At 40.3% G+C, this 23637-nt stretch carries 20 protein-coding genes; 14 read left to right on the plus strand and 6 right to left on the minus strand.

Annotated elements, in window-relative coordinates; all coding sequences use genetic code 11:
* The 3 genes from HMPREF9449_RS07740 (at position 1) to HMPREF9449_RS16410 (ending at position 2496) form a co-directional block, all read left to right on the plus strand.
* Positions 1 to 885 (plus strand): hypothetical protein, encoded by an 885-nt coding sequence (locus tag HMPREF9449_RS07740; protein ID WP_009136702.1) that lies wholly within the window; start codon positions 1 to 3, stop codon positions 883 to 885.
* Between the two features lie 63 nt (positions 886 to 948).
* Complete coding sequence (locus HMPREF9449_RS07745) at positions 949 to 1674, plus strand: DUF169 domain-containing protein (RefSeq protein ID WP_009136703.1); 726 nt, start codon at positions 949 to 951, stop codon at positions 1672 to 1674.
* Between the two features lie 309 nt (positions 1675 to 1983).
* Entirely contained in the window at positions 1984 to 2496 is a 513-nt protein-coding gene (locus tag HMPREF9449_RS16410) for a phospholipase A (protein WP_261795513.1), read from the plus strand.
* A 177-nt stretch (positions 2497 to 2673) separates the two neighbouring features.
* On the opposite strand, the gene HMPREF9449_RS07755 is transcribed toward HMPREF9449_RS16410, so the two are convergent.
* Positions 2674 to 3873 carry an NAD(P)/FAD-dependent oxidoreductase gene (locus HMPREF9449_RS07755; RefSeq protein ID WP_009136705.1) on the minus strand — a complete coding sequence of 400 codons (1200 nt, stop codon included), beginning with the start codon at positions 3871 to 3873 and terminating at the stop codon, positions 2674 to 2676.
* A 366-nt stretch (positions 3874 to 4239) separates the two neighbouring features.
* Here HMPREF9449_RS07755 and HMPREF9449_RS07760 point away from each other — a divergent pair, with 366 nt between their 5' ends.
* Positions 4240 to 4542: an RNA recognition motif domain-containing protein gene (locus HMPREF9449_RS07760; protein ID WP_009136706.1), complete on the plus strand. Its 303-nt coding sequence runs from the start codon at positions 4240 to 4242 to the stop codon at positions 4540 to 4542.
* 66 nt (positions 4543 to 4608) lie between these two features.
* On the opposite strand, the gene HMPREF9449_RS07765 is transcribed toward HMPREF9449_RS07760, so the two are convergent.
* Positions 4609 to 5631 carry a LacI family DNA-binding transcriptional regulator gene (locus HMPREF9449_RS07765; RefSeq protein ID WP_009136707.1) on the minus strand — a complete coding sequence of 341 codons (1023 nt, stop codon included), beginning with the start codon at positions 5629 to 5631 and terminating at the stop codon, positions 4609 to 4611.
* Between the two features lie 208 nt (positions 5632 to 5839).
* On the opposite strand from HMPREF9449_RS07765, the gene HMPREF9449_RS07770 reads away from it, so the two are divergent.
* The 6 genes from HMPREF9449_RS07770 (at position 5840) to HMPREF9449_RS15875 (ending at position 15614) form a co-directional block, all read left to right on the plus strand.
* Positions 5840 to 7303 (plus strand): mannitol dehydrogenase family protein, encoded by a 1464-nt coding sequence (locus HMPREF9449_RS07770; RefSeq protein WP_009136708.1) that lies wholly within the window; start codon positions 5840 to 5842, stop codon positions 7301 to 7303.
* A 7-nt stretch (positions 7304 to 7310) separates the two neighbouring features.
* Positions 7311 to 8639 carry an MFS transporter gene (locus HMPREF9449_RS07775; protein WP_009136709.1) on the plus strand — a complete coding sequence of 443 codons (1329 nt, stop codon included), beginning with the start codon at positions 7311 to 7313 and terminating at the stop codon, positions 8637 to 8639.
* A gap of 82 nt (positions 8640 to 8721) precedes the next feature.
* A complete protein-coding gene (locus HMPREF9449_RS07780) occupies positions 8722 to 9603 on the plus strand; it encodes a carbohydrate kinase family protein (RefSeq protein ID WP_009136710.1) in 882 nt (293 codons plus the stop codon).
* 313 nt (positions 9604 to 9916) lie between these two features.
* Positions 9917 to 12682, plus strand: coding sequence for a TonB-dependent receptor (locus HMPREF9449_RS07785; RefSeq protein ID WP_009136711.1), 2766 nt, complete (start codon positions 9917 to 9919; stop codon positions 12680 to 12682).
* Positions 12683 to 12708: 26 nt separating this feature from the next.
* On the plus strand, positions 12709 to 13986 hold the full coding sequence (locus HMPREF9449_RS07790) for a DUF4876 domain-containing protein (protein WP_009136712.1): 1278 nt from the start codon (positions 12709 to 12711) through the stop codon (positions 13984 to 13986).
* Positions 13987 to 13991: 5 nt separating this feature from the next.
* Entirely contained in the window at positions 13992 to 15614 is a 1623-nt protein-coding gene (locus HMPREF9449_RS15875; protein ID WP_009136713.1) for a DUF6850 family outer membrane beta-barrel protein, read from the plus strand.
* Positions 15615 to 15976: 362 nt separating this feature from the next.
* On the opposite strand, the gene HMPREF9449_RS07800 is transcribed toward HMPREF9449_RS15875, so the two are convergent.
* Together HMPREF9449_RS07800 and HMPREF9449_RS07805 are read right to left on the minus strand one after the other, a co-directional pair.
* Complete coding sequence (locus HMPREF9449_RS07800) at positions 15977 to 16549, minus strand: PepSY-associated TM helix domain-containing protein (protein WP_009136714.1); 573 nt, start codon at positions 16547 to 16549, stop codon at positions 15977 to 15979.
* A 5-nt stretch (positions 16550 to 16554) separates the two neighbouring features.
* A complete protein-coding gene (locus HMPREF9449_RS07805) occupies positions 16555 to 17151 on the minus strand; it encodes a hypothetical protein (RefSeq protein ID WP_009136715.1) in 597 nt (198 codons plus the stop codon).
* A 261-nt stretch (positions 17152 to 17412) separates the two neighbouring features.
* Between HMPREF9449_RS07805 and HMPREF9449_RS07810 the strand changes: the two genes are divergently transcribed.
* Both HMPREF9449_RS07810 and HMPREF9449_RS07815 read left to right on the plus strand, forming a co-directional pair.
* Positions 17413 to 17880, plus strand: a complete 468-nt coding sequence (locus tag HMPREF9449_RS07810) for a CPBP family intramembrane glutamic endopeptidase (RefSeq protein ID WP_009136716.1) — start codon at positions 17413 to 17415, stop codon at positions 17878 to 17880.
* A gap of 118 nt (positions 17881 to 17998) precedes the next feature.
* Positions 17999 to 18880 carry a WG repeat-containing protein gene (locus HMPREF9449_RS07815; protein WP_009136717.1) on the plus strand — a complete coding sequence of 294 codons (882 nt, stop codon included), beginning with the start codon at positions 17999 to 18001 and terminating at the stop codon, positions 18878 to 18880.
* Positions 18881 to 19105: 225 nt separating this feature from the next.
* On the opposite strand, the gene HMPREF9449_RS07820 is transcribed toward HMPREF9449_RS07815, so the two are convergent.
* Positions 19106 to 19336, minus strand: coding sequence for a hypothetical protein (locus tag HMPREF9449_RS07820; protein WP_009136718.1), 231 nt, complete (start codon positions 19334 to 19336; stop codon positions 19106 to 19108).
* 56 nt (positions 19337 to 19392) lie between these two features.
* Positions 19393 to 20220, minus strand: a complete 828-nt coding sequence (locus HMPREF9449_RS07825; protein ID WP_009136719.1) for a class I SAM-dependent methyltransferase — start codon at positions 20218 to 20220, stop codon at positions 19393 to 19395.
* 1080 nt (positions 20221 to 21300) lie between these two features.
* Between HMPREF9449_RS07825 and HMPREF9449_RS07840 the strand changes: the two genes are divergently transcribed.
* On the plus strand, positions 21301 to 22341 hold the full coding sequence (locus HMPREF9449_RS07840) for an acyltransferase family protein (RefSeq protein WP_009136720.1): 1041 nt from the start codon (positions 21301 to 21303) through the stop codon (positions 22339 to 22341).
* Between the two features lie 5 nt (positions 22342 to 22346).
* A complete protein-coding gene (locus tag HMPREF9449_RS07845; protein WP_009136721.1) occupies positions 22347 to 23522 on the plus strand; it encodes a DUF418 domain-containing protein in 1176 nt (391 codons plus the stop codon).
* The last annotated feature ends 115 nt before the right edge of the window (positions 23523 to 23637 follow it).

The following is a 23637-nucleotide window of genomic DNA, read 5'->3' on the forward strand; positions in this document are numbered from 1 at the left end:
ATGAAAATGATAACTATTTTATTATTCATCACTTTTTCAAAATCTCTCTATTCCCAAAATAACATGATGAAAAATTTCGAATTATTATACAGTATTCCCCAAGAAATCAATGATAATGAGGAATGGCCCAAATATACTTTAAGAAGTTTATATTTAGAAAATGACACATTACATACCCTTTTATTAAAAACAAATTATATAAGCTCGATATCACTTTCTGACTCTCTGGCAAAGATAAAACATCTGTTTACGCCTCTACCTAAAAATGAATTTCCTGTATTTCTAAAGAAATATCAACAAGAATGGTATACAGCCTCGACTAATTCTATCCAAAAATTTCAAAATTCATCTCAATACCAGACCCTTATCACCATCCCACAAGAAACGTTACTCGAATTTTTTGATATCATTGAAAACAAAATTATATACGCTACTCGCCAGCCTAAAATTGTTTTAACAGATCTCGATGGAAAAGAATTATTTCAAGTAAGTATAAATTATTTTTTTATTTCAACTACCGTCTACAATAATATACTGACTAATGGTTTTTACGACATTCTCATAAAAAAAAATCTTCTTATTTCCCTCCCTGTCAAACGCCACTATACCTCCTCCGCGTATCCGAACGCCACTTATATGATTGGGGGTTGGGAAAAATACGGTTATTTTGTCGACCCTACTCAAAGAGATCATTTGGTGATAAGAGATATGAGTGGAAATTCCGAAGAAGAATGCCTTTACTTTAATCATACTTTTAGTGAAAATGATTTAGACTTTCCCGAAGAAGATGATATTAACCTCAGAGTTTTTAGCTCAGATAATCAAATATTCTATTTTGTACAGGTAAAAAACGAACATTTGGACATTTATAAAGCAGCAAAATAAAAATAATTTATTAAATTTACACAGTAGGGCACGTCCCTATTGTGTAAATTTAAAGAGAAAAAGATGGAAGTTAAAAAGTTTATAGAAAATTATAAGGAAGCTTTTGGAGAAAAAGCAGAGTTACCTCTTGTGTTCTGGTACTCAGACAGAGCCATCAGACAAATTGAAAAAATCGGAGGTTGTTTTTTCAAAGGCTTAAAGGATGTCCGTGCCGGAAAGATTATCAGCTTAGATGCTAACAACATGGGATGCGGAGGAGGAAAATTTTATACTGGATTTACCGATATGCCCGAACACGTTCCTCACTTTGTATCGGCTAAAGAAAAATATAAACAGACTCCTGAATTGGTACGGGATTATATACGAGATTTAGATATCCCTTCGGCTACGGGAAAATTCCTACACTTTGCCCGTTTGGATCAAATAGAAGACTTTCAGCTGGTAGAAGGCATTTTGTTTTTAGCTACACCGGATATACTTTCCGGTTTAACCACCTGGGCTTATTTTGACAATAACGATAGAGAAGCAGTAACAGCCCTATTCGGTTCCGGATGTTGCAGCGTGGTAACGCAGACGGTTATTGAAAATCGGAAAAATGGGAAAAGCACATTTATCGGTTTCTTCGATCCCTCTGTACGTCCTTGGTTTGAATCAAACTTATTAAGCTATACCATACCCATGTCCCGTTTTAAAGTAATGTATCATACTATGAAAAATTGTTGTTTATTCGATACGCCGGCTTGGGGAAAAATAAAAGAAAGAATTAATCAAAGCGATTTAAATCGCTAAAAAATAGCATTCCGGATAAAATCTAGGGTATCCTTCTTGTCAGAAAACCTGAAAAAATGGCATCAAGAAAAGATTTTGGTCCGGAAATGTTTTATTGTGCTATTTTTTATGGATAACGAATGCATGATTCGCACAGGTTCCCGAAAAAATAAAACCGGAAAAGTAAAGGAATTCCTGGGTTCATATTTTACCTGAAAAAGCGTATTTACATATAGATGAAAAAATGCCTTAAAACTTTTTGACGAAGAATCCAATTTCGGCATTTTTCGAGATAATTATTTTACAACAGGTATCCCCTTCAATCAGCCAATAAATCAAAAGACGGCTGATGCCAAGTTTCAGACCAGTATCCGGCAGAGGCTTACGAAAAGTATTTTATCTTTTAACACCTTTCTAGACGTCACGTATACACAAAAATCTTTCTGGGATATCTATCGTACCTCCTTACCTTTCCCGGACAATAACTTTAACCCCGGATTAAGTATCGGAAAACCCATTATTCGCAACAATCAATTAAAAGGAATAGCTATTTTCTCTTTTGAACACAAATCCAATGGACGAGATTCCATAGATTCACGGGATTGGAATTATTTTTCATTTTCTTTTACCCATTTCTTTAATATGCGTTTCAGTGCCGAAGCTAAAGCCTGGGCGGGCTGGATAGATAAAAAAGAAAATCTCCGATTACTCCGTTACAAAGGCTATGGTTTAATTGCCTTAAATTACCAAAGCGCCGATGAACGATTATGGTGTTCCCTTATTCTATACCCCCGGAATAAATTTATCAATTTCAATACCATTGTCGAATTCAATTATAAATGAAGAAAGCAAGACAATCCATATTTGTTTATTCAGTGTTATCAAGGCTAAGGCGAAAATTTACTCGAATACCGCAAATATAAATGTATGATTCATTTCAGAATTTGCATTAAACCCAGGTGGTTCAATTATTATTAAATTCTCTCCAGCTTCCCTTAGCTTTGCCTAAAAAAGGAAACCTTACCTGTCAAAAGCAAATGTCTCTTGTAAAAGATGCTTTTTCCCTTTTAAGACAGTACATAATATATCTGCAGCCAGTATACTGAATGTAATTCCGTTTCCCCCAAAACCCAAAGCAAAAAAAGTACGGGGCATTTGCCGGATAGAACCGATATAAGGAAGCGAATCTGTTGTAGAACCGAATGTACCTGCCCAAGCAAAATCAGTATGAAAAAAAAGGTGAGGCATTAATTGGTGAAAATCCTCTGCCAATTTCATAGCTTTACGAGGAAGTCGTTTTTTCCTTTTCCGGCTATCCTGCATTTCATCGTCCCGTCCTCCGACGATAATTCGGGAATCAGAAGTAGTACGCATATACAGATAAGGAGTCTTCGTTTCCCAAATCAAGGCATTTTTATACCACGCCTCCGAACAAGCTATCGGCTCGCTGATAATAGCATAAGTCGTCAACAAATCAACTACCGGGTAAGGGATATATTGTTGAGATTCATACCCTGCAGCGATAATGAGATAATGAGCTATAATCTTTTTACCCGTATCCGTTTTCAAGACAATCCTGGATTTTCCCGGTTGAATCTCCATCACCTTCGTCCGGTCATATACCTGCAAATTTTCATCTTTCCGCTGAAAAATGGCATGTGTCAATAAAAAAGGATCCAACTGTGCCGCCTGTTTAGAGAAAATAGCTTTAGGAGCTTTTAACCGGAATTTCTCTTCTATCTCTGCTTTTTCCCACAATTCAACCGGTATGCCAATTTTATTCCGAAGTTCTGCCTCTTTTTCCAATTTAACAGTATCTTTCTCATAAGAAGCATATTGCAGACTAAAGCGTTTTTTAAATCCAACGTGAAAATTTTCAGTCCGGATAATTTGCTCCAATTCATTGATCGACTGATAACACGCCAGGTAGCTGTCGATTGCTCTTTTCTGTCCCACTTTTTCCATCAAATCGCCGAGAGGGGTATCTATCTCATATTGTAAAAGTGCTGTGCTGGCAGCAGTACTTCCCATACCAATATTCCGCTTGTCGATAACCGTTACTTTCCAACCGGCATTTATCAGCCGGTAGGTCACTAAAGCGCCTGTAATACCCCCTCCCATAACGATAATATCCGTCTGTATATTTTCTTGTAAAGAAGGGTAAGAAGAATGATAACCATTTTTCAATAACCAATAAGGATTTCGTGTTGTCAGTTCCATGGTATTTATCTATTGTCTCGAAATAAACGAAATGCCCTGGCAGAAAGTTCGATTTCTATTTTCCGGAATAAAACTTTTACAAAAAAATAAATCTACCTATAAATCCGTTTAAAGAAAAATGCTCAAAAATTTAAAAATCGAAAAGTTTCTGGAATCAGCCGGAAAGAGCAAAATAGAAATAGCTGAAAATAAATTCATTTTATAGTAACAAATCCATTTATTTAGCATATATTTGTAGCGTATTTGAGAAGAAATATTTTTTGTATTTGAAATTCCTGCCCGGCAGTAAATGTATTGTTAAGTAGACTTTCCTTTCAATTTTTTTCAACCTCATTTATTTATTATTAATTATAAAGTTTATTTACAATGAACATTTACATTTCCAATTTAAGTCATGGCATAAATGATGCCAACCTGCACGAATTATTCAACGAATATGGTGAAATTTCTTCAGCAAAAGTAATTACAGATCGCGAATCCGGTCGTTCTCGGGGGTTCGGTTTCGTTGAAATGAAAAATGATGACGAAGGCCAGAAAGCCATTAGCGAGTTAAACGAAGCGGAATACGATGGAAGAATCATCAGTGTAGCTGTAGCACGTCCGCGTACGGAAAGAAGTAATAACGGAAGTTATAACCGCAATAGCTATAATTCCAATCGAAGATACTAATTTCTGAAAGCAGAAAACCTTCACAATAAAATCGTACGGTCTTAAAATCGTACGATTTTTTATCTCTCAACTTATTCCAAGCGTCCCCAAAGTCGATTGGCGGATTTTTATTTCGGCTTTTAAAACGACTGTACGGGCAACGGTCTGCGGATGATCTAGTTTTTCAATCAGTAATTGGGCTGCAGTCTCTCCTATCCGATGAAGAGGTTGTTCAACGGTTGTCAAGGGCGGATGTACAATTGTTGAAAGGATAGTTCCGGAAAAACCGGCGACAGCCACTTCTTCTGGTATCTGAACCCCTTGTTCCTGTAGATAATTCATTGCTCCGATCGCAAGTGTATCGGTAAAAGCAAATACAGCGTCAAAAGAAATTCCCTCTTTCTGCAAACGTTTTACTGCCTGCCGTCCCCCTTCCACACTCACACCTGCCGAAATAACCAAAGCCGGTTCATAAGGAATATTAAATTTACTCAATGCATCAGCATAAGCCCGTTTCCGCTCCATGGCGTTGCGGATATAGTCAGGCCCCTGCAAGTGTACTATTCTCCGTCTGCCGGTCCGGATAAGATGCTCCACCAGAAAAAAAGATTTTACATAATCGTCTACTATTACCTTTGTCACTTCTGAACTTTCCGGTACCCGGTCGAAAAAAACAATCGGTATCCCTTGCTGCTGAATACGCTTATATTCCTCTTCATTTCCAGAAGTACGGCAAAGGTTCATGATAATACCATCTACCCGGAACTGTTCCATCAAACGCAAGTTATTCCGCTCTGTTTCCGGATTTTCGTCCGATTGAGTAATAATCACCCGCAGCCCTTTTTCAAAAAGCAAGTGTTGAATACTCCCGATCACTTCCGCTGCAAAAGGAGTGATCATTTCCGGAACAATAATACCTACAGTATTCGTCCTTCCCCGTTTCAGTCCCAAAGCCACCTCATTAGGCTTATATCCCCATTCTTCAGCCAAAGCGCGGACCTTGGCCTTTGTCTCCTGACGAATATTTTTATCATCGGTCAGAGCACGGGAAACTGTCGAAGTCGACAAATGCAACCGCAGAGCAATATCTTTAATAGTCACATGTTTCATGATACGAACCGTTTTACACAAAAATAGAAATTATAATCTGCCCAACAAACAGGAATATGAAAAATGGGAACGTTTGCAGATTTTGGGAACGTTTGCGGGAACGATTGCCGGTATTTCAGGAATTAAAATTTATCCAAAAAAGAATCATCCATTTACATTTGTAAGTGTAAAGCATAAAACACGTATAATAAAATTCAAATCAGATATTATGAAAACACTTATTCAACACCAGCACGCAAACGTTATCCCTTTCCCTTACGACCGCTCCTGTATAACAACCGGAATTGTACACATTGGTGTCGGAAATTTCCATCGGGCCCATGAAGAATATTATACGAACCAACTTTTATCCGATCCCTCTCAACAAAAATGGGGTATCTGTGGAATTGCTTTATTAGCCGGAGACAAATCCCTTTACAGCGCATTGAAACAACAAGACAATATCTATACTCTCACTGTCTGTGGCCGGGACAATCGGGATATAGCTTACGAAATCGGTTCGCTCAAAGAATTGATCTGGGGAATGGAAAACCCGGATGCCGTTATTCATAAAATAGCTCATCCCGAAATTAAAATCATAACGTTGACGATTACGGAAGGCGGATATAATATAGACAAAGCTAGCGGAAATTTTATTCTGGAAACCCCTGCTGTCCAGCATGATTTAAAAAATCCGGACACTCCACAAACCGTTTTTGGTTTCGTTGCGGCCGGCCTACGCAAACGTATGAAAGCCCACCAAGGTCCCGTCACCATTTTATCTTGTGACAATTTACAACACAACGGGAATACAGCCCGGAAAGCCTTTTGTTCTTTTATAGCAGCTCAAGACAGCGAACTGGCCGATTGGGTGAATACAAATGTAACTTTTCCCAACAGTATGGTAGACCGGATTACTCCGGCCGTTACTCCAGCAGATATAGAACGGCTCAACCGACGCAACGGTGTGGAGGACGCTGCTCCTGTATACTGTGAAGATTTTATACAATGGGTAATCGAAGATAATTTCATCGCCGGTCGCCCGGACTGGGAAAAAGTGGGTGTGGAATTTACAACCGATGTATCGGCTTACGAAAACATGAAACTCAGTTTACTCAACGCTTCCCACTCCATGCTCGCTTATCCGGCTTTTCTCGCCGGTTACCGGAAAGTCGACGATGCCGTACACGATAAGCGATTTGCCCGCTATCTGCAACAATTTATGGATACGGATATCACTCCTTACGTTCCTGCCCCAGGGCATACCGACCTGACACAATACAAACAAACACTGCTCGAACGCTTCGGCAACCGTTCCGTAAGCGACCAGCTGAGCAGGTTATGTTCTGACGGAGCTTCCAAAATCCCGGTATATATCATGCCCAATCTTATCCAAATGATACGCGACAAAGCCGACCTCAGACGGGTAAGCTTCTTTACGGCAGCTTACCGGCATTATCTAAAATACCAGCAAGACGACAAAGATAACATTTACGAAGTGAACGATCCTTGGTTAACAGAAACCGACTGGATACAGATCCGAGAAGAAAATCCGCTGGCCTTTTTAGCCCTTTCTCCCTTTAAAAGTACCCCTCTGCAAAGAGACGAAGGTTTTGTAACAAACTACCTGCAACTGGTGAGTGCCCTAAAGGAAAAAGGAGTAGTAGAAGTGTTGGAAACTATCCTTCAATAGAACGGACATGAATACAGCACAGCAAAACAAACTGGGACCTTTTATTGTCCTGATATTCATCTATTTTCTGGTAGGATTTCTGACTACTGTCAACGGACAGTGCCAGGCTCCCCTGAAAATCGCTTTTCTCATGCATGCCGGTGAATTGAAAAATACATTTATTACTCTAATCTCTTTCAGTTTCTTTTTAGCTTATCTTTTAAACGGAACATTGGGATATAAATGGATCAATAAATTCGGCTACAAAAAAACCTTAATCCGAGGATTATTAGCCATGGTCTGCGGCCTGACAGTATTTTTCTTTTCCTCATGGTTTACCGTGCGTTATGAAAATTTGAATGTCCTTATTGCCGGAGCCCATATCCCTTACGGTTATTTTATTTTTCTCTTCGGTTCTTATCTGATGGGAACTTCTGCTACATTGTTACAAGTTGTCATTAACCCTTATGTGGCTGCTTATGAAGTCAAAGGGACTCAACCCGTACAGCGGATGAATATTGTCTGTGCTTTCAATTCTTTCGGTACTACCATCGCTCCGTTTTTTGTAACAGGAGTCATGTTCGGCGGATTAGCCATAGAGGAAGTACAAGTAAAACAGCTCATGGTTCCCTTCTTAATTCTGGCCGCCTTTATTGCGTTTACAGCCTTTATCACCCAAAGGCTTTACTTACCTGATGTGATGCATACGAAAGCGGCAAAAGGGGAAAAACTCGAACGCAGTATCTGGTCGTTCCGGCACCTGACATTAGGCGTAATCGCCATTTTCTTCTATGTAGGAGCAGAAGTATCCATCGGTGTCAATGTCAACCTGAATGCCCTTGAACTGGAAAATTCCGGACAAACCTTATCCTTTTTCGGCATGAAGCACATTGTCATCGGGGGTATAGATTTTGGCCTGCCAGCCCTATTGGCCACTCTCTACTGGGGCGGCTTGATGGTAGGACGTATCGTATCCAGCTATCTGAAACATATTTCCCCCCGGATACAGCTCACGGTAACCACTATTCTAGCAGCCTCCTTCACCCTGATAGCTCTTGTGACCAACAACCTCTGGTTACTCGTCACGGTCGGATTATTCCATTCTGTCATGTGGGGATGTATCTTTACCTTAGCGATTACCGGCTTAAACAAATACACCTCCAAAGCTTCCGGAGTTTTTATGATGGGGGTATTTGGCGGAGCCGTCTTTCCCTTTTTACAGGGGATACTGGCAGATTCCTGGGGCAGCTGGCAATATACCTGGATTTTAGTCGTCATCTGTGAACTGGTGATGCTCTATTATGCACTGCTCGGTTCGAAAATAAGAAAAACGGATGAGGTGGAAAACACACCATAATTACATTTCCTGCTTATTTTTGTAAACTCTTTGTTTACCATTTTTTAATGATTACATGTATAACTATTAGGAACAGATATTTATGACAGATAAACTTATTGTTGGAATCGGTGAAATCTTATGGGATATTTTACCCGAAAGCAAAAAACTCGGAGGAGCTCCAGCCAATTTTGCTTATCATGCCGCACAATCAGGATTGCATAGTTGCGTAGTCAGTGCTGTAGGGAATGATCTTTTAGGACAAGAAATCCTGGAAAATCTGGAAAATAAAAAACTAAATTATCAAATCGCCATCACCCCTTATCCGACCGGCACGGTAAAAGTAACCGTGGACAATAAAGGTATCCCTTGCTACGATATCTGCGAACAGGTCGCCTGGGACAATATCCCTTACAAGTCCTCTCTTCAGGAACTGGCCAAACGTACAAACGCCGTTTGTTTCGGTTCTCTGGCCCAACGAAATCCAGTATCCCGTACCACGATCCAGCGCTTTCTGAATGAAATGCCTGAAGGAGAAAATCAATACAAAATATTCGATATGAACCTTCGCCAATCCTATTATACCCGGGAAATACTCCATCATTCCCTCCGCCAATGCAATGTATTAAAACTCAATGACGAAGAACTGACATGCGTCCAACAATTGTTTGGATATCCACACCTCCGCCCGGAAACCGCCTGCAAAAATTTACTTGCTACTTATTCCTTAAAAATGCTCATTCTCACCTGCGGCATTCAAGGCAGCTACGTCTTTACTCCCACAAAAATCTATTTTCGCAAAACGCCTTCTGTACAGGTTTACGACACAGTAGGAGCCGGAGATTCTTTTACGGCCACCTTCTGTGCCACTCTTTTAAAAGGCGGAGATATTGAAAAAGCCCAGCAATTAGCTGTCGAAGTCGCTGCTTATGTATGCACCCAAGAGGGAGCCATGCCTCCTCTACCCGATTCTCTAAAATACTGATCTTTTTTCCGAAACCCGGAGGGCGATAAAGAAACACTTCCTTTATCACCTCCGGCTTGTTTGCTCTGTTTTCTTTATCACCGATAACTCTAAGTTTGGTTGCTTAAATTTCAAAATTTTTCCCGAACAATCTCCCGGCCTTAACGCTTTCTCGCTGATTCCTCTAAAGACAAAGGACCTTCCTGAAAGAAAGCTCTCTCGAAGCAAAATAGATGCTCATTTATGGCTAATGCCCTCTTTTAAAATCCCCACATTTGGGTATATCAACACGCTTTCCTTCTTTTTATTATTGCAGTCCTAAAATTTAGAAACTGTGTACAAATTAATCCTACTGTATCAATTTTTATTCTTGTATTCATCCTTAACAGCCCAAAAGGCTGAATTTACCATTTATGGCAAAATAAGGGATGAATATACACAGCAAGGACTTGAATTTGCAACGGTCAGCTTTCAGTCTGAGCAAGGCAAATTCTACGGAGTCATTACGAATGAAGAAGGTGTTTTCATCGTCAGGCAAATGGAACGCGGACACTATAAAATATCGATATCATTCGTGGGCTATCCTCTTTTTACCCAAGAACTGCAACTGGACAAAAACGATTCGCTCTATTTTTATCTGCGGCCCCAAGCTACGGAACTGACAGAAGTCGTTGTCACAGCTACCGAATCCAAAGGTTTAAACAGCAGTACCCAAATCGACCGGGAAGCAATGAATCACAGGCAACCCAGCAGTTTCAGCGATTTATTATCCCTGTTGCCCGGAGGCATGTCCTCCACCCCAAACTTGAGTTCAGCTTCTTTAGTCCGGCTAAGACAAGCCGGCAACGGTGGGGATGAATACGACATCAGTTCTCTGGGCACTGCTTTCCTCATCGACGGACATCGGCTGCCTACGGACGCCAATATGCAGAAAGTAGTCCAAATCTCAAGCGGGACCACAGACAGTCACGACAATTTAGAATTTGCCAACAAAGGCATTGATATGCGGGCAATCTCTACCGATCAAATCGAAAGTGTAGAAATCGTCAGGGGATTGGCTTCTGTCGAATACGGAGATTTAACCAGCGGTTTAATCAAAATTAACCGTAAAAAGGGATATACTCCCTGGGATGCCCGTTTCAAAGCGGATCAGTATGCAAAATTATTTGCCCTCGGGAAAGGAACCGAATTAAAAGAGCGCAAGTTAACCCTAAATGCCGGCCTGGATTATACAGATGCCCGGCCGGATCCCCGGGATGATTTCTCCACCTATAAACGCCTGACAGGTTCCATACGGATCAATAAAAATGGGACTTTCTCCCGGGCACAACTTTACTGGGGCCTAACAGCAGATTATACCGGCTCTTTCGATAACCAGAAATCCGATCCGGAAGTCACTTTACAAAAAGAGGATCGCTATAAAGCTTCTTACAATGCCCTGTCGCTCGGGAACACCCTGAGCATCGATTTCCTAGGTCGTCAGTTATTGAAACGCATAGAATTCAATACCTTTTTAAGTTTTCAGAAAGACCAGATCAGACAGACAAAATTCGTGCAATTAGACCGGGACCGGGTTATCCCCAATTCGATCGAAGAAGGAGAACACGACGGAGAAATATTGCCTTACAAATATACCGCTCATCTCTTAGTGGACGGTCAACCTTTTAGGGCATCGGCCAAATTAAAAGCCAATCTGGAAATCTCAGGAGAAAATATCCTGCACCGGATATTAATAGGTACAGAATGGAGTATGGATAAAAACTACGGACGGGGGCAGGTATACGATATCAACCGTCCTCTGAATCCGACCACGTCCTTGCGACCCACTACTTTCAGAGATATTCCGGCAGGACATAAATACGCCGTATTTGCCGAAGACCACATCCGGGTTCCCATCGGCTACCATCAACTGGAAGTCATCGGAGGAATAAGAGGATCGATGTTATTCAATCTCTCTTCCCGTTACCGGATACAAAATAAAATGTATTTCGATCCCCGGATTTCCGCTCAATGGAATTTCCCAAGCATAGGACAGAGTAAAACGCTCTATGTCAGCATTTCCGGCTCCATTGGCTGGCAAACAAAAATGCCGACTTTACAACAACTCCATCCTTATTACTATTATTCCGACATCATGCAATTAAACTATTATAACCTAAATCCGGATTTCAAACGCATCAACATCCTGACGCATATCACCGATCCCACCAACTACCACCTCAAACCGGCCAGTAACCGGAAAGGAGAAATCAAAATGGATCTTTCTTATCAGAAAAGTCAACTCACCGTAACTTACTTTAAAGAATTTCTGAATTCCGGATTCCGCAATTCGACGATAACACAACCTTATATTTATAAAAAATACGATCCCTCTTCCATCGACGACAGTCAATTACAGGGACCCCCTGATTTAGCAGACATAAGCTGGCAGCCGGACACGATATTGGGAAATCACAGCAGGGTAACAAACGGTAGTTTCCTGGGAAAAGAAGGGATTGAATTCCAATTTATTTCTCCCCGGCTTGAAGGGCTCAAAACCAAATTGACTATTAACGGTGCCTGGTTCCGTACAACCTACAAAAACAGCGAGCCCGTATTTTACGCTGTCAATAAAATTGTCAATAATACACCTATCAACGATAAATACCTGGGGTATTACGACTGGATCGACGGCTCTGAAAAACAACAATTCAACACCACCTTTATCTTGGACACTTATTTTAAACCATTGGGATTAACTCTTTCCCTATGGATAGAATGCATGTGGTTCAACAGCTCCCGCAGATTCAAACAAAACGGTAGGCCCATTGCCTACATGGATGTCACGGGTGTCATGCATCCCTATACAGAAGAAGATCAGAAAGACACTTACAAACAATGGTTAATTAAAACATTCAATGACGAACTATTTAAAAAAACGACTGAACCTTTCTATATGTATGTCAATTTTAAAGCCAGCAAGGATTTTGGGAAATTTTTAAATCTCTCTCTATATGTCGACCGCATCCTGGATTACAGTCCGGATTATGATTCCAACGGTTATACCATACGGCGAAATGTAAATCCTTATTTCGGGATGGAAATTACATTGAAATTATAAAATGTCAAATTTAAATTTATAAAAAAATGAGAAACAACTATTTGTATTTATTTTTAGTTTTTACACTCCTGTTTGGTGTATCCTCTTGTAATGACGACGATCCGACTCCGATCCCTCAAGTAACCGTTTCCGTTACCCTGAATGCACCGGATAGCGTTTCAAATGCCGTTGTCAGTAATGTGGTCGCAACCCTAAAAAATATCACAACGGGAAGGGCCTCTGAAATAGACGTCATTCCTGCGGAAACCGGAGCTTCCACCTCGTTCAATTTTACGCTCACAGTGGAGGAGGGCCTATACAATATGACTCTGGAAGGAGATATCACCTACGCATTCCACGACCAGCAAATTACCAGCAAAATCAGAGGATATAAAGGGAATGTAGAATTGACGGGCACAAATCCCAGTATCTCTCTAGAAGGCTTCCTGCACAATAATACAGTCGGCGAAAAGGGAAATTTTGTTTTGGCAGAAATTTTCTTTACCGGAACGGAAACCCCGGAAAAGAAACAATATACCGGCGACAAATATTTCCGGATTTACAACAATTCTTCTGATACCTTATATGCCGACCGCCTGATGATTGCCGAATCTGAATTTACGACCGTAAAAAAATACAATTACGATCCGGATATCATGAAAGATGCCTTTGCTGCAGGAGCCATATATGTAGTGCCCGGAACCGGTAAAGATTACCCCGTACTTCCCGGTAAATCGATTTTAATCGTGGACAATGCCATCAACCATACCGAAGCCAATCCTAACTCTTTCGACTTGACAAAAGCCGATTTCGAATGGTATGACGAATCTACAAACCCTAACTTCATGGATGTTAATAATCCGGATGTACCCGATATGGACAAATACTATTGTTATACAACTACGATCTGGGGACCTCATAACAGGGGATTTAAATCTTACGTACTTGCCAGAGTACCGGAAGGAGTTAACAAAGATTCTTATCTGAGAAATTATCCTTACCATTACGAATATGAAATGGTTTTACCAGCAGGTACTTTCCCAATGGAGGGAGATTGCTATAAAATCCCGAATGAGTGGGTATTGGATGCTGTAAATTGCAGTATCGAATCCAACTTTGTTTGGTTAGTAACGGCACCCTCTCTGGATTTAGGCTGGACGTATTGCGGGAGTGTAGACCAAGACGCCAGCCGTTACGGTAAAAGTGTTCGCCGTAAAGTGGCTTCTACTACAGCAGATGGCATTGTGCTCCTGCAAGACACCAACAATTCGGCAGCAGATTTCGAAGCAGAAGCCAAAGCTGATCCTTTTTACATTTTTAAATAAAGAACATGTATAAGCGATTTTTTCATAAGAAATGTCTGATTTGCTTTCTGATTCCGGTACGACGGACGTTATTTCCCCAAACGTCTGCTCAACACCTGATTTACCGAGCGACACAAACATTTTCAATTGTACTTTTCTCATCGTTTGTCTTTCTAAAAACAACCGTAGCACAGGAAACTGTACTGCAGCGGGTGGCAGATTATCTGTCACCCTTTACAAATTTTACACCCCAAGTCTTTCAAAATCCGGCCTTACAATATTATCAGCATCAAAACGGCAGGACAGAACTAGCCCTGTCGGCTCATTACAAGGACGATAAAAAGACCCGGATCATGCAGGAAGGAGAGGGAGAACAAGGATTTCAATTTAACGCTGAGTCCTGGAATAAATTAAACGCACTTTCCCGGATATGGGGACAAGCTTTTTATAAGAATAGCCAAACTTTCAATATCCGTTGGAATGAAACATCCGATTTTCAAGTAGTTTATCCATACGTTATGGCCGATACGCTGGGAGGGGATTTAAAATCGGAAATTTATTCTTTTAAGGGAGGATATGCCCGCGAACAGCGGACTTTTCTCTGGGGAGCCGAATTAAACTACCGAGCCAATATGGAATACCGGAAAAAAGACCCGCGTCCCCGAAACATCGTATCGGACTTAAACGGCCAAATCGGAATCGCCCTCAAACTAAAAGAAAACTACACCCTTGGAACTTCCCTAAAAGCCCGCAAATATAAGCAAACGAACAATGTCAAGTTTTTCAGTGAACTGGGCGTATACAAAGTTTACCATATGAGCGGTTTAGGCATGGACTACGTCCGTTTTTCCGGCACAAACAATAATACCTATTATAAAGGGAAAGCCTATAGCGGCAGTCTGGAGGTTTATCCCCGGCTGAAACATGGATTTTCTTTAGCCATCACTTATAATCATTTTAATTTCGAAAAAATACTCTCGGATTTAAATAATCTTCCTTTAAATGAAATGACGGAAAACCGCATCAGCGGAGAAATAAGCTGGCGCCATACGACAAGAGCACAGGGATGGGGAATCCGACTGACAGCAGAAACCGCCAAGCGAAAAGGCACGGAAAATTTATTTGGAGATGCCACCAGCGGAGCTTATAAACAGATCGGTTCTGCTCAACAATATATTTGTCAGCAACTATTTTCCCAACTTCTTTTTCTTTACGAAAACAAGCGTTCTGCCCGCTTTCACTGGAGTATATCGCCTTATGCCGGCTATCATCAAATAGAAAGCAAATATCTCTCCCCCTTAAGGCGACTTCATTCTGAAATGCTAAATGTAGGAATCGGTCTGAATGCTTCGCATGTTTTAAAGAAGTGTCTATTACACTTTACACTAAAAGGAATACGTGCCCAGTCGCTTCATTCCGAGCTGGTACTAAAGGAAGGGAGTACAGAGAAAAAAATAACGGAAATGTTATCTGGCAACTATGATGTACTCTCCGCCCACCAAACCTCCGTTCAGGGAGAGGCCCGGTTTGACTATAGCGGAGGATTAACGAATAAAACCTTATTTGTAAAAGCACAAGGCCGTTACAACCGATATAGCAATCATTCGGAAAGCATTCATCTTTCACTGGCTTTGGGACTCGTATTGTAAAACCGACTCTTTGGCCAATCAAGAATATGGAAAACAGTATAGAAGACTGTCATCTGCCCCTCTATTAGGGGAAAGGGAGGATTTACCAAAACCTCAATTTTGGGGTATCCCGGGGCAGAATTCTGGGATATTCCCACTGCTCCGACAAGTCGGCAAGTACATTGCTGCTGAACGTGATTTTGACTATCACCTATTGGCTCGTCCATCACCGGCAAGCAGGCCATTCCGCTATCGCTCCAGTCCTCTTGATTTGCTTTCCAGGTATTTTCGGACTACTTCCTTTTTTGCTTTTTAAGAAATAAAACAACCGGCTATCCGAAGCATCGTACTGGATAGCCGGTAAACTTTACCCGCTAAAAGTATCAGAAAAATAAAAGAAACAGCAGAGGAAATAAAATTCCGACAAGCAATTCAATTCCTCCTCGTCCCCCTATTCCCTTTTTCCCCTTCACTAAAATAAGACCCGTTATCGTAATGATTAACAAAGACAAAGCAAAAATATCAGAAAATACAGTCCACCAACGCCCCGGATTGTAATGTAAACGATTAAAAGCGCTGATCACCGGACGTTTTCGGACTTGTTCATAAACCGCTTCTCCATTCGTCAAATCAATGACCAGAGAAGATCCTCCTTTTATAAAAATCTTCAATTGATTTTCTTTCGGAAAATAATGTTTGGTATAACCTTTTTCATCCTCTCCCACCTTTTCCATAAAAGAAATAGCATCCTCCCTGGAAATCTCTTCTCTCACTTTCAACGCCCCGGGATTTATAACAAATTCCTCCCGGCTTATTGAATATTCCGCATTGAAATCCCGCTTGTGATTCAGCATAATTCCCGATACGGCATAAATCACAATAATGCCCGAAAAGAAATAAGAAAGATCCCGGTGGATAAACCGGCATCCTTTACGTATCTGAGCTATTCTGGACATTTCTTTTACAGGATGGTATAGGTATCAGCCTCTATATGATAAAACGAAAGATAATCTTTTCCTTCTTTTTCTTTCCGTTCAGCAATACGTTTCCGGAAATTTTCAATTCTTTCCTGTTGAGTGGTAGCCATCGTTTCTCCCTGGGCTTTTTGTTCGGAAGAACAACCGGCTTCGTCGTTTCCATGCTTCGGAGCAGTCTGCGACTTCAGCATTTCCTCCCATTGCGCCAGATAAGCTTCATCGATACGATCTTCCACCAATGTGCCTTTTACCCGAACTATATTATTTACCGTTTCCTGCTTAAAACTACCTATTTTCTCACCGGCTTCTACCCGAATGGTTTGGGTGTCGTTACTGCCCATCAGAAAGATTTTACCTCCTCCGTGAGCACAAATATGCGTACATACTCCCTCGGCTTCTATTTCCTGTCCGTTCAACGTTTCCGCTTTACCTAATAAATCATCGATTTGTAGTATTTGGGAACTGGTCTGCTCGCTGGGATTTGCCTGTTTATTACTTTTTTTACCCGATTGGCATCCTTGTCCGATCAAACTGAAAATAAATATTCCCGTAAGCGTACTCAATAAATAAAATGTTTTCATATTTCAAATGAGATTAAATTATATATTAATTAAGCAAAGTTAAGAAATCATCTCCTGGATTTCAATACCTAAATCTAGGGATTCTATCCGAAGGAAAGTTTTTTACCTGATCTCCGTTCTTAAACAGCCCGTAAGCGGTTGTATAAATGTCTGTTTTCCAATAATTCTACGTCTTCTTTGTCCGGTACGGTAGTTCTATTCTAAAACCCCTTCGGTCAAGGACGACTTCTTCTGGCTCTCATCGCAACTGCTTTTTCCTGTATGATGGTATTTATACTTTTCTGGCTTTTATTTGATAAAACAGTAGAAAATGCATTTGTAAATATCGGCGGGAATAATCCCGGAGTTTTTATACCGGAACGGGACAAACAATTCTATTTTTGGATAGCAGTGATCCGGAGCATGTTTTTCAGCCCGATAGGTGAAGAATTTCTCTACAGAGAAGTGATCCACGGTAGCTTCACCCCTAAATTTGGGGAAACCGCAGCTTCTGTTTTCGACTCATTGGCCTTTGCTCTCATTCATATCGCTCATTTTAGACTCATTTACATTTCAGGTAGCTGGCATTCTCTCCCTTTTCCGGTAATACGCTGGATTTTAGCCATGTTTCTTGCCAGTCAGGTATTTTTCAGATGTAAACAATATTGTACTTCCATTTGGAGAGCCGTTTGTGCACATTCAGGATTCAATGCGATAATGATGTATCTCATTTTTTATCATTTAGAATAAATCCTGAGAGAAGGAAAGAATTCAGAACCGGAACATACGAAAAAAGGATATCATTTTTATGGACAGTCACAGCTCTTCCTCCCTGGATATTTAATATATTTGTGCAATAAATAACCCCATGACGGATCAGAATTATAACACCTTCCCCCGGATTCGCACGATACACGGCATAAATTATTTATGCAACAGCGATCTATCGACATGTATTCCTTTGCTTTACGACTATGTAGCTTCTCCCTGCGAAGAAGTCATTGTGGTCGCAAAGGGCGGCTTTCAGGATGACTGCAAGGAGTATGTCGGGGGAAAATATGGACTGATTGATCTGAAAGGAAAGGAAATTCTTCCTTTGGTTTATGACTATATTTTCAATGCTAATCAGGGAACAGTAATGCTCAATCGGGGAGGACAGGGACAACCCAACGGAGGATACCTATGCAAAGGTGGCAAATGGGGATTCTGTGACTTGAAAGGCCGGGTGATTACCCCTTGTAGATACGACAATGCTGATTTCTTTGATGGAGATTATGCCCGTGTTTGTGTCAACAGGCAGTGGGGATTTATTGACAGATCGGGCAAAGAAGTGATTCCAACCGTTTATAGGGATCTATGGAATTTTTCTGAAGGATTAGCCCGCTTCCGGAATTCAAAAGGATTATTCGGATTTATAGCTAAAAATGGCAAGGAAGTGATAGCAGGCAAATATGAAGATGCAACGGATTTCCTAAACAAAAATGCCTGCGTCTGTTGTAACAAGAAATGGGGAGTGATTGACACAGCAGGTCGTCTACAGACAGAGCTGAAATACGATGAAATCGAACAAGACAAATACGATTGGATGCAAGTACGCATCGGCAACTGCTACGGATATATAGACCACCAAGGCCATGAAAAAATTCCGGTAAAATATCATTATTTAAGCCATTACATCGACGATTATGCCGAAGCAAAAATCGGCGACCACTATGGTCTTATCGATCGTCAGGGAATTTGGAAAAAGTGACAAAAACAAATGCCCGAACAGCTATTTTTCAGGCCCGGAGGAGTGTCCTAGGAGGACATTGGGATTCACTTCAGACCCTCAACGACAAAATAATCATTCAAAACATCCATCTAACAGATAAAAATTACACATTAGGGACGTGCCCTAATGTGTAAATAACGTAAAATTCAGATCAGTTATACCAATCCCAATCATGACTTCTTCCCCGTTCTCGGGCGTTACAAGTTAAAATGCTTCTTGGATGACCCAATCTCCGGTACAAGGATATTCGGAAACCTCGCTTCCATATAACATATTTTCTGTCTGTCCGCAAGCGTAATGCCCCGTCTCAGACACTATCTCCTGACAGGTCTTGTGGGTAACGGTTAGTTGACCACGTAAAAAATCTTTATAATTTGAATTTTGTTTCTGTCGGAAGAGTTCTTCATTCCAACCGTATACTTGTAACGGGTTCATTACTTTTGTTTCTTAATCAGGAGACTGCCTTTGACAACAGTCCCCTTGATTGTTATTTAAATTTTCTTCCCGATATAAAACACATATCCGTAGAACTCTTTGTATTTATGGTACAACTCCATTTCGAGGCGTTGACCGGCAATAAGTTCTTCAACAATCTTATCCCCTTGATGTTTCTCCAGAAATGCCTGTTGTATCTTGCAACAGGGAGCAAAATAGTGCTCCGTCCAGCAATTCTCCGGTAGAATAAAAGTAGCAACAGGAACGTAACCTGCATTCTGCATTTGGGCGACTTTGTTCGGAATCGTATCTATTTCCGTATAATGTGCCATCCAGAAATCATAAATTTCTGCCGGGCGTTGGGGTGTGAACCACGAAGCCTCCGAGACAGCGATATAACCGCCTTTCCTTAGATATTGCCTCCACTCATTTAGCCCTTGTTCAAAGCCAATATTATAGATAGCCCCTTCCGACCAAATCAGGTCTAAAGATTCTTTCTCGAACGGAAGTGTCTCCACCATCGAACCGACGATGGCCTTTACCCGACCAGACAAACCAAGAGCCTGAGCATTTCTGTTGAAAATATTGATAAAATCGGGAAAGAGATCGAGCCCTGTAATATGTCCCGGGGCGTTTTGTGCCAGCGTCATGGTCTGTCCGCCCGTTCCGCAGCCGAGGTCGGCAATGCGGGACTGCGGAGTCAGATTATCAATAAAATGCAACGCTCTAATAGTTGCTTCGGGACTTCCCGGCCCCTGTCGTTTCACATTTGAAAAGTATTCGCAGATTAAATTGAAATCAAATTCGTGAATTGTTTTATTTTTGTTACTCATTACTTTAATGTATATAGCATACACGCAAAAACATAACAATACGTCTGTCATTGTATGCAAATTAAACTACAATGTAAATACATGAAAATCGTCTCAGAAAGATTATCTGAGAGTAAACGAAAGGACAATCTGCATCAGAAACGCAAATTGTTTACTAAACCAAATCCGATTTATTTGTTTTTGTCATCGCTGCAAAGATATGCAATCTTTTGTTTTCCAGCAAATTTGCTACAAATAAAATATACGTCTTCTATAGAAGAGATAGTTGAAGCAATGGAAGAGCTACTGCTACACGACTTTCTCTATACTGCAACTGTCAATGAATGCCCCAAAATGCCACTTCCAGACAGCTTAAAAAATGTTTCTTGATTCTTCTTTCATTGGACCGGAGCTTTCTTTATCCATTCATTTTGTAGCGTAATGCGGATAATCCTCTCCCCATTCTTCAGTCGGGTCATGGATGAGTTATGAGCACTACATCTTCCAGGTTAATGTAGTGAAGGCCAGGAGTTACTATCATTCTGATCGGCAAACATTTTCTCAATATATTCTTTGAATTCCTTTATTTTTTGTCGGAACATGAAAATTTTATCAATCGGTGGAGTAAATATTAACCGACATATAACAATAAAAGCACGTATAATATTGATATTTACCTGTATAGGGATAGGAGAATTCAATATCCCGAAAAGCATTGTCAGACCTTGTTCTGTACTGGCAGAAGGTAGCTTGCAGCTTCCTCCCCTACCTTGTCTTTTCTTGATTTAGGTTGACTTTTTTCAGTCTTATCTTAATAAAAATAGAGAGAGCTTCTTCCAAATGCTTCTTCCGCTTGAGGCTCAAATAAATTTTCCCCTCCATGTTTTACTCTTTGGGAGTCAACTTTTTTAGCGAAAGACACCCTTGCAAAAGTATGTTTTTGGACAGATTTATAATAAATCAAAATCGAGTATTTTCTGTCTTTCAGATTTAATTCCTACATTTACAGCCGTATAATAAAGGATGTATGTAAATAACGAGCAAAAAACATTTGGAAAGATACATATAAGTACTGAGTTCTAAAGGAAGTTGGTATATAGTTCTGATTTTGTTACAGATTCAAAAAATGTAAGACATATAAAACAAGAGAGGATGATAAATACACTGACATCATTGAGATTCTTGTTTGCTATGATGATTTTTGGGGCACATTGCTATGTAATCGACAGTTTTTTTGACGCCCATTTTTTCAAAGAGGGATTTGTGGGAGTCAGTTTCTTTTTTGTATTAAGCGGTTTCATTATAGCATATAACTATCAGCATAAACTGCAAGAAAATAAGATAAGCAAACGAACTTTCTGGGTGGCACGCATCGCACGTGTTTATCCTTTACATTGGCTCACGCTGTTTATAGCTGTAATTTTAGGGAATTATGTTGTCGCATCAGACTGTATGGACTGGCTGAAACACTTTCTTGCATCCTTTACCCTTACAAATGCTTATATTCCCAAGGCTGATTATTTTTTTTCTTTTAATAGTCCTTCCTGGAGTCTGTGTTGCGAGCAGCTTTTTTATTTTTGTTTCCCGTTTCTCATTCCATTGGCAAAGACCTACAAACGGTTGCTATATCTGTTCATACCTATAGCCATAATCGTAGTAACGGGTATGTATTTCACTCCGGAAGATGAGATAAAAGGATATTGGTATGTCAATCCCGTAACTCGTTTCCCGGATTTTATTGTTGGTATGCTGCTGTTCCACCTGTATAATTTTTTAAAAAATAAGCATATTACTTCACGACAAGGCAGTGCAATGGAAATAATATCAGTGCTTTTTTTTCTGTCTTTCTATCTTTTTGCTTCTGAAATTCCTAAAGTATACCGATATTCCTGTTACTATTGGTTACCCGTCGCTATGGTATTAATCAGTTTCTCATTACAAAAAGGGGTACTCTCGCGCATATTGTCAAACCGTTTATTAGTTACAGGTGGAGAAATAAGCTACAGCTTTTATCTGATTCACCTTTTTGTGCTGTTACTGTACGCAGAATGGCAAAAAGAAACGAATTTCAAAATAGCATGGTATATTTCAATTCCAGTTCTATTCTGTATCATAATTTTGTTGAGTCTGCTGTCCTACCGTTATTTTGAAAAACCCATGAATCAGAAAATCAAATCATTATTCAATAAATAAACATCATGGAACAACTTCTAAAAAAAAATCCTCGCATAGAGGTGGTAGATGCCCTGCGTGGGTTTGCTGTAATGGCCATTATCTTGGTTCATAATCTTGAGCATTTCATCTTTCCGGTATATCCAACAGACTCTCCCGAGTGGCTTAACATATTGGATCATGGAGTTTTCAATAGTGTTTTCAGTCTTTTTGCCGGAAAAGCGTATGCTATCTTTGCCCTGCTTTTTGGATTTACATTCTATATACAGACCAACAATCAGAAAAAACAGGGAAAGGATTTCGGATATAGGTTTCTATGGCGCTTAGTTTTACTGGTGGGGTTTGCAACACTGAATGCCGCTTTTTTCCCGGCGGGAGATGTACTCTTGTTATTCGCGGTAGTAGGGCTTGTGTTGTTTTTTACACGAAACTGGAGCGACAAAGCAATATTGATAACCTCCATAATATTTCTTTTGCAACCCGTAGAATGGTATCACTATATAGCCAGTCTTATAAATCCCGCACACCAATTGCCCGATTTGAAGGTTGGTGAAATGTATTCAGAAGTGACTGAATATACAAAATCAGGAAATTTTGGAGAATTCATTCTAGGAAATATTACTTTGGGACAAAAAGCCAGTTTGTTTTGGGCAATTAATGCCGGCCGTTTCTTTCAAACTGCCGGGCTATTCCTGCTTGGTTTCTACATCGGCAGAAAGCAACTGTTTGTTTCTTCTGAAAAAAACTTGCGCTTGTGGATAAAGACACTAATTGTTTCGGCGATTTCATTTGCTCCTTTATATACACTGAAAGAACTAGTCATGAAGAATGACGCTATTATACAACAAAGTGCAGGAACAGCATTTGACATGTGGCAAAAATTAGCCTTTACGCTGGTTCTGGTTGCATCCTTCGTGATACTCTACCCAAACAATACATTCAACAAAATGGTAAGCAATCTGCGTTTTTATGGTAAAATGAGCCTTACGAACTACATCACACAGTCCATTATAGGAGCTTTTATCTATTTTCCTTTCGGCCTTTACCTTGCACCTTATTGCGGATATACAATAAGTCTGTTAATCGGTATATTCACTTTCCTGTTACAAGTTCGATTCTGCAAATGGTGGCTTAATAAACATAAACAAGGACCTTTGGAGTATATATGGCACAAATGGACTTGGATTGGTACAAATAAATAATATAACAAGCCTCCGGCTGGGTTTCCGCTGGAGGCTTCTAATCTTTGCATATTCAAAAACAAAATGAAAGCGATATCACAGCCTTATACCTCAAAAACAGCCTGCCGGCAATTAC

The sequence above is a fragment of the Odoribacter laneus YIT 12061 genome, from assembly GCF_000243215.1.
Lineage (GTDB): Bacteria > Bacteroidota > Bacteroidia > Bacteroidales > Marinifilaceae > Culturomica > Culturomica lanea.

What these genes read in the sequence shown, in the direction of transcription:
- HMPREF9449_RS07790 (WP_009136712.1), top strand. Translation starts at nt 12,709, where the DNA reads ATGAGAAACAACTATTTGTATTTATTTTTAGTTTTTACACTCCTGTTT.
- HMPREF9449_RS07775 (WP_009136709.1), top strand. Translation starts at nt 7,311, where the DNA reads ATGAATACAGCACAGCAAAACAAACTGGGACCTTTTATTGTCCTGATA.
- HMPREF9449_RS07770 (WP_009136708.1), top strand. Translation starts at nt 5,840, where the DNA reads ATGAAAACACTTATTCAACACCAGCACGCAAACGTTATCCCTTTCCCT.
- HMPREF9449_RS07825 (WP_009136719.1), bottom strand. Translation starts at nt 20,220, where the DNA reads ATGACAGACGTATTGTTATGTTTTTGCGTGTATGCTATATACATTAAA.
- HMPREF9449_RS07810 (WP_009136716.1), top strand. Translation starts at nt 17,413, where the DNA reads ATGATGGTATTTATACTTTTCTGGCTTTTATTTGATAAAACAGTAGAA.
- HMPREF9449_RS07840 (WP_009136720.1), top strand. Translation starts at nt 21,301, where the DNA reads ATGATAAATACACTGACATCATTGAGATTCTTGTTTGCTATGATGATT.
- HMPREF9449_RS07745 (WP_009136703.1), top strand. Translation starts at nt 949, where the DNA reads ATGGAAGTTAAAAAGTTTATAGAAAATTATAAGGAAGCTTTTGGAGAA.
- HMPREF9449_RS07740 (WP_009136702.1), top strand. Translation starts at nt 1, where the DNA reads ATGAAAATGATAACTATTTTATTATTCATCACTTTTTCAAAATCTCTC.
- HMPREF9449_RS07755 (WP_009136705.1), bottom strand. Translation starts at nt 3,873, where the DNA reads ATGGAACTGACAACACGAAATCCTTATTGGTTATTGAAAAATGGTTAT.
- HMPREF9449_RS07815 (WP_009136717.1), top strand. Translation starts at nt 17,999, where the DNA reads ATGACGGATCAGAATTATAACACCTTCCCCCGGATTCGCACGATACAC.
- HMPREF9449_RS07765 (WP_009136707.1), bottom strand. Translation starts at nt 5,631, where the DNA reads ATGAAACATGTGACTATTAAAGATATTGCTCTGCGGTTGCATTTGTCG.
- HMPREF9449_RS07805 (WP_009136715.1), bottom strand. Translation starts at nt 17,151, where the DNA reads ATGAAAACATTTTATTTATTGAGTACGCTTACGGGAATATTTATTTTC.
- HMPREF9449_RS07780 (WP_009136710.1), top strand. Translation starts at nt 8,722, where the DNA reads ATGACAGATAAACTTATTGTTGGAATCGGTGAAATCTTATGGGATATT.
- HMPREF9449_RS07760 (WP_009136706.1), top strand. Translation starts at nt 4,240, where the DNA reads ATGAACATTTACATTTCCAATTTAAGTCATGGCATAAATGATGCCAAC.
- HMPREF9449_RS07800 (WP_009136714.1), bottom strand. Translation starts at nt 16,549, where the DNA reads ATGTCCAGAATAGCTCAGATACGTAAAGGATGCCGGTTTATCCACCGG.
- HMPREF9449_RS15875 (WP_009136713.1), top strand. Translation starts at nt 13,992, where the DNA reads ATGTATAAGCGATTTTTTCATAAGAAATGTCTGATTTGCTTTCTGATT.
- HMPREF9449_RS07845 (WP_009136721.1), top strand. Translation starts at nt 22,347, where the DNA reads ATGGAACAACTTCTAAAAAAAAATCCTCGCATAGAGGTGGTAGATGCC.
- HMPREF9449_RS07820 (WP_009136718.1), bottom strand. Translation starts at nt 19,336, where the DNA reads ATGAACCCGTTACAAGTATACGGTTGGAATGAAGAACTCTTCCGACAG.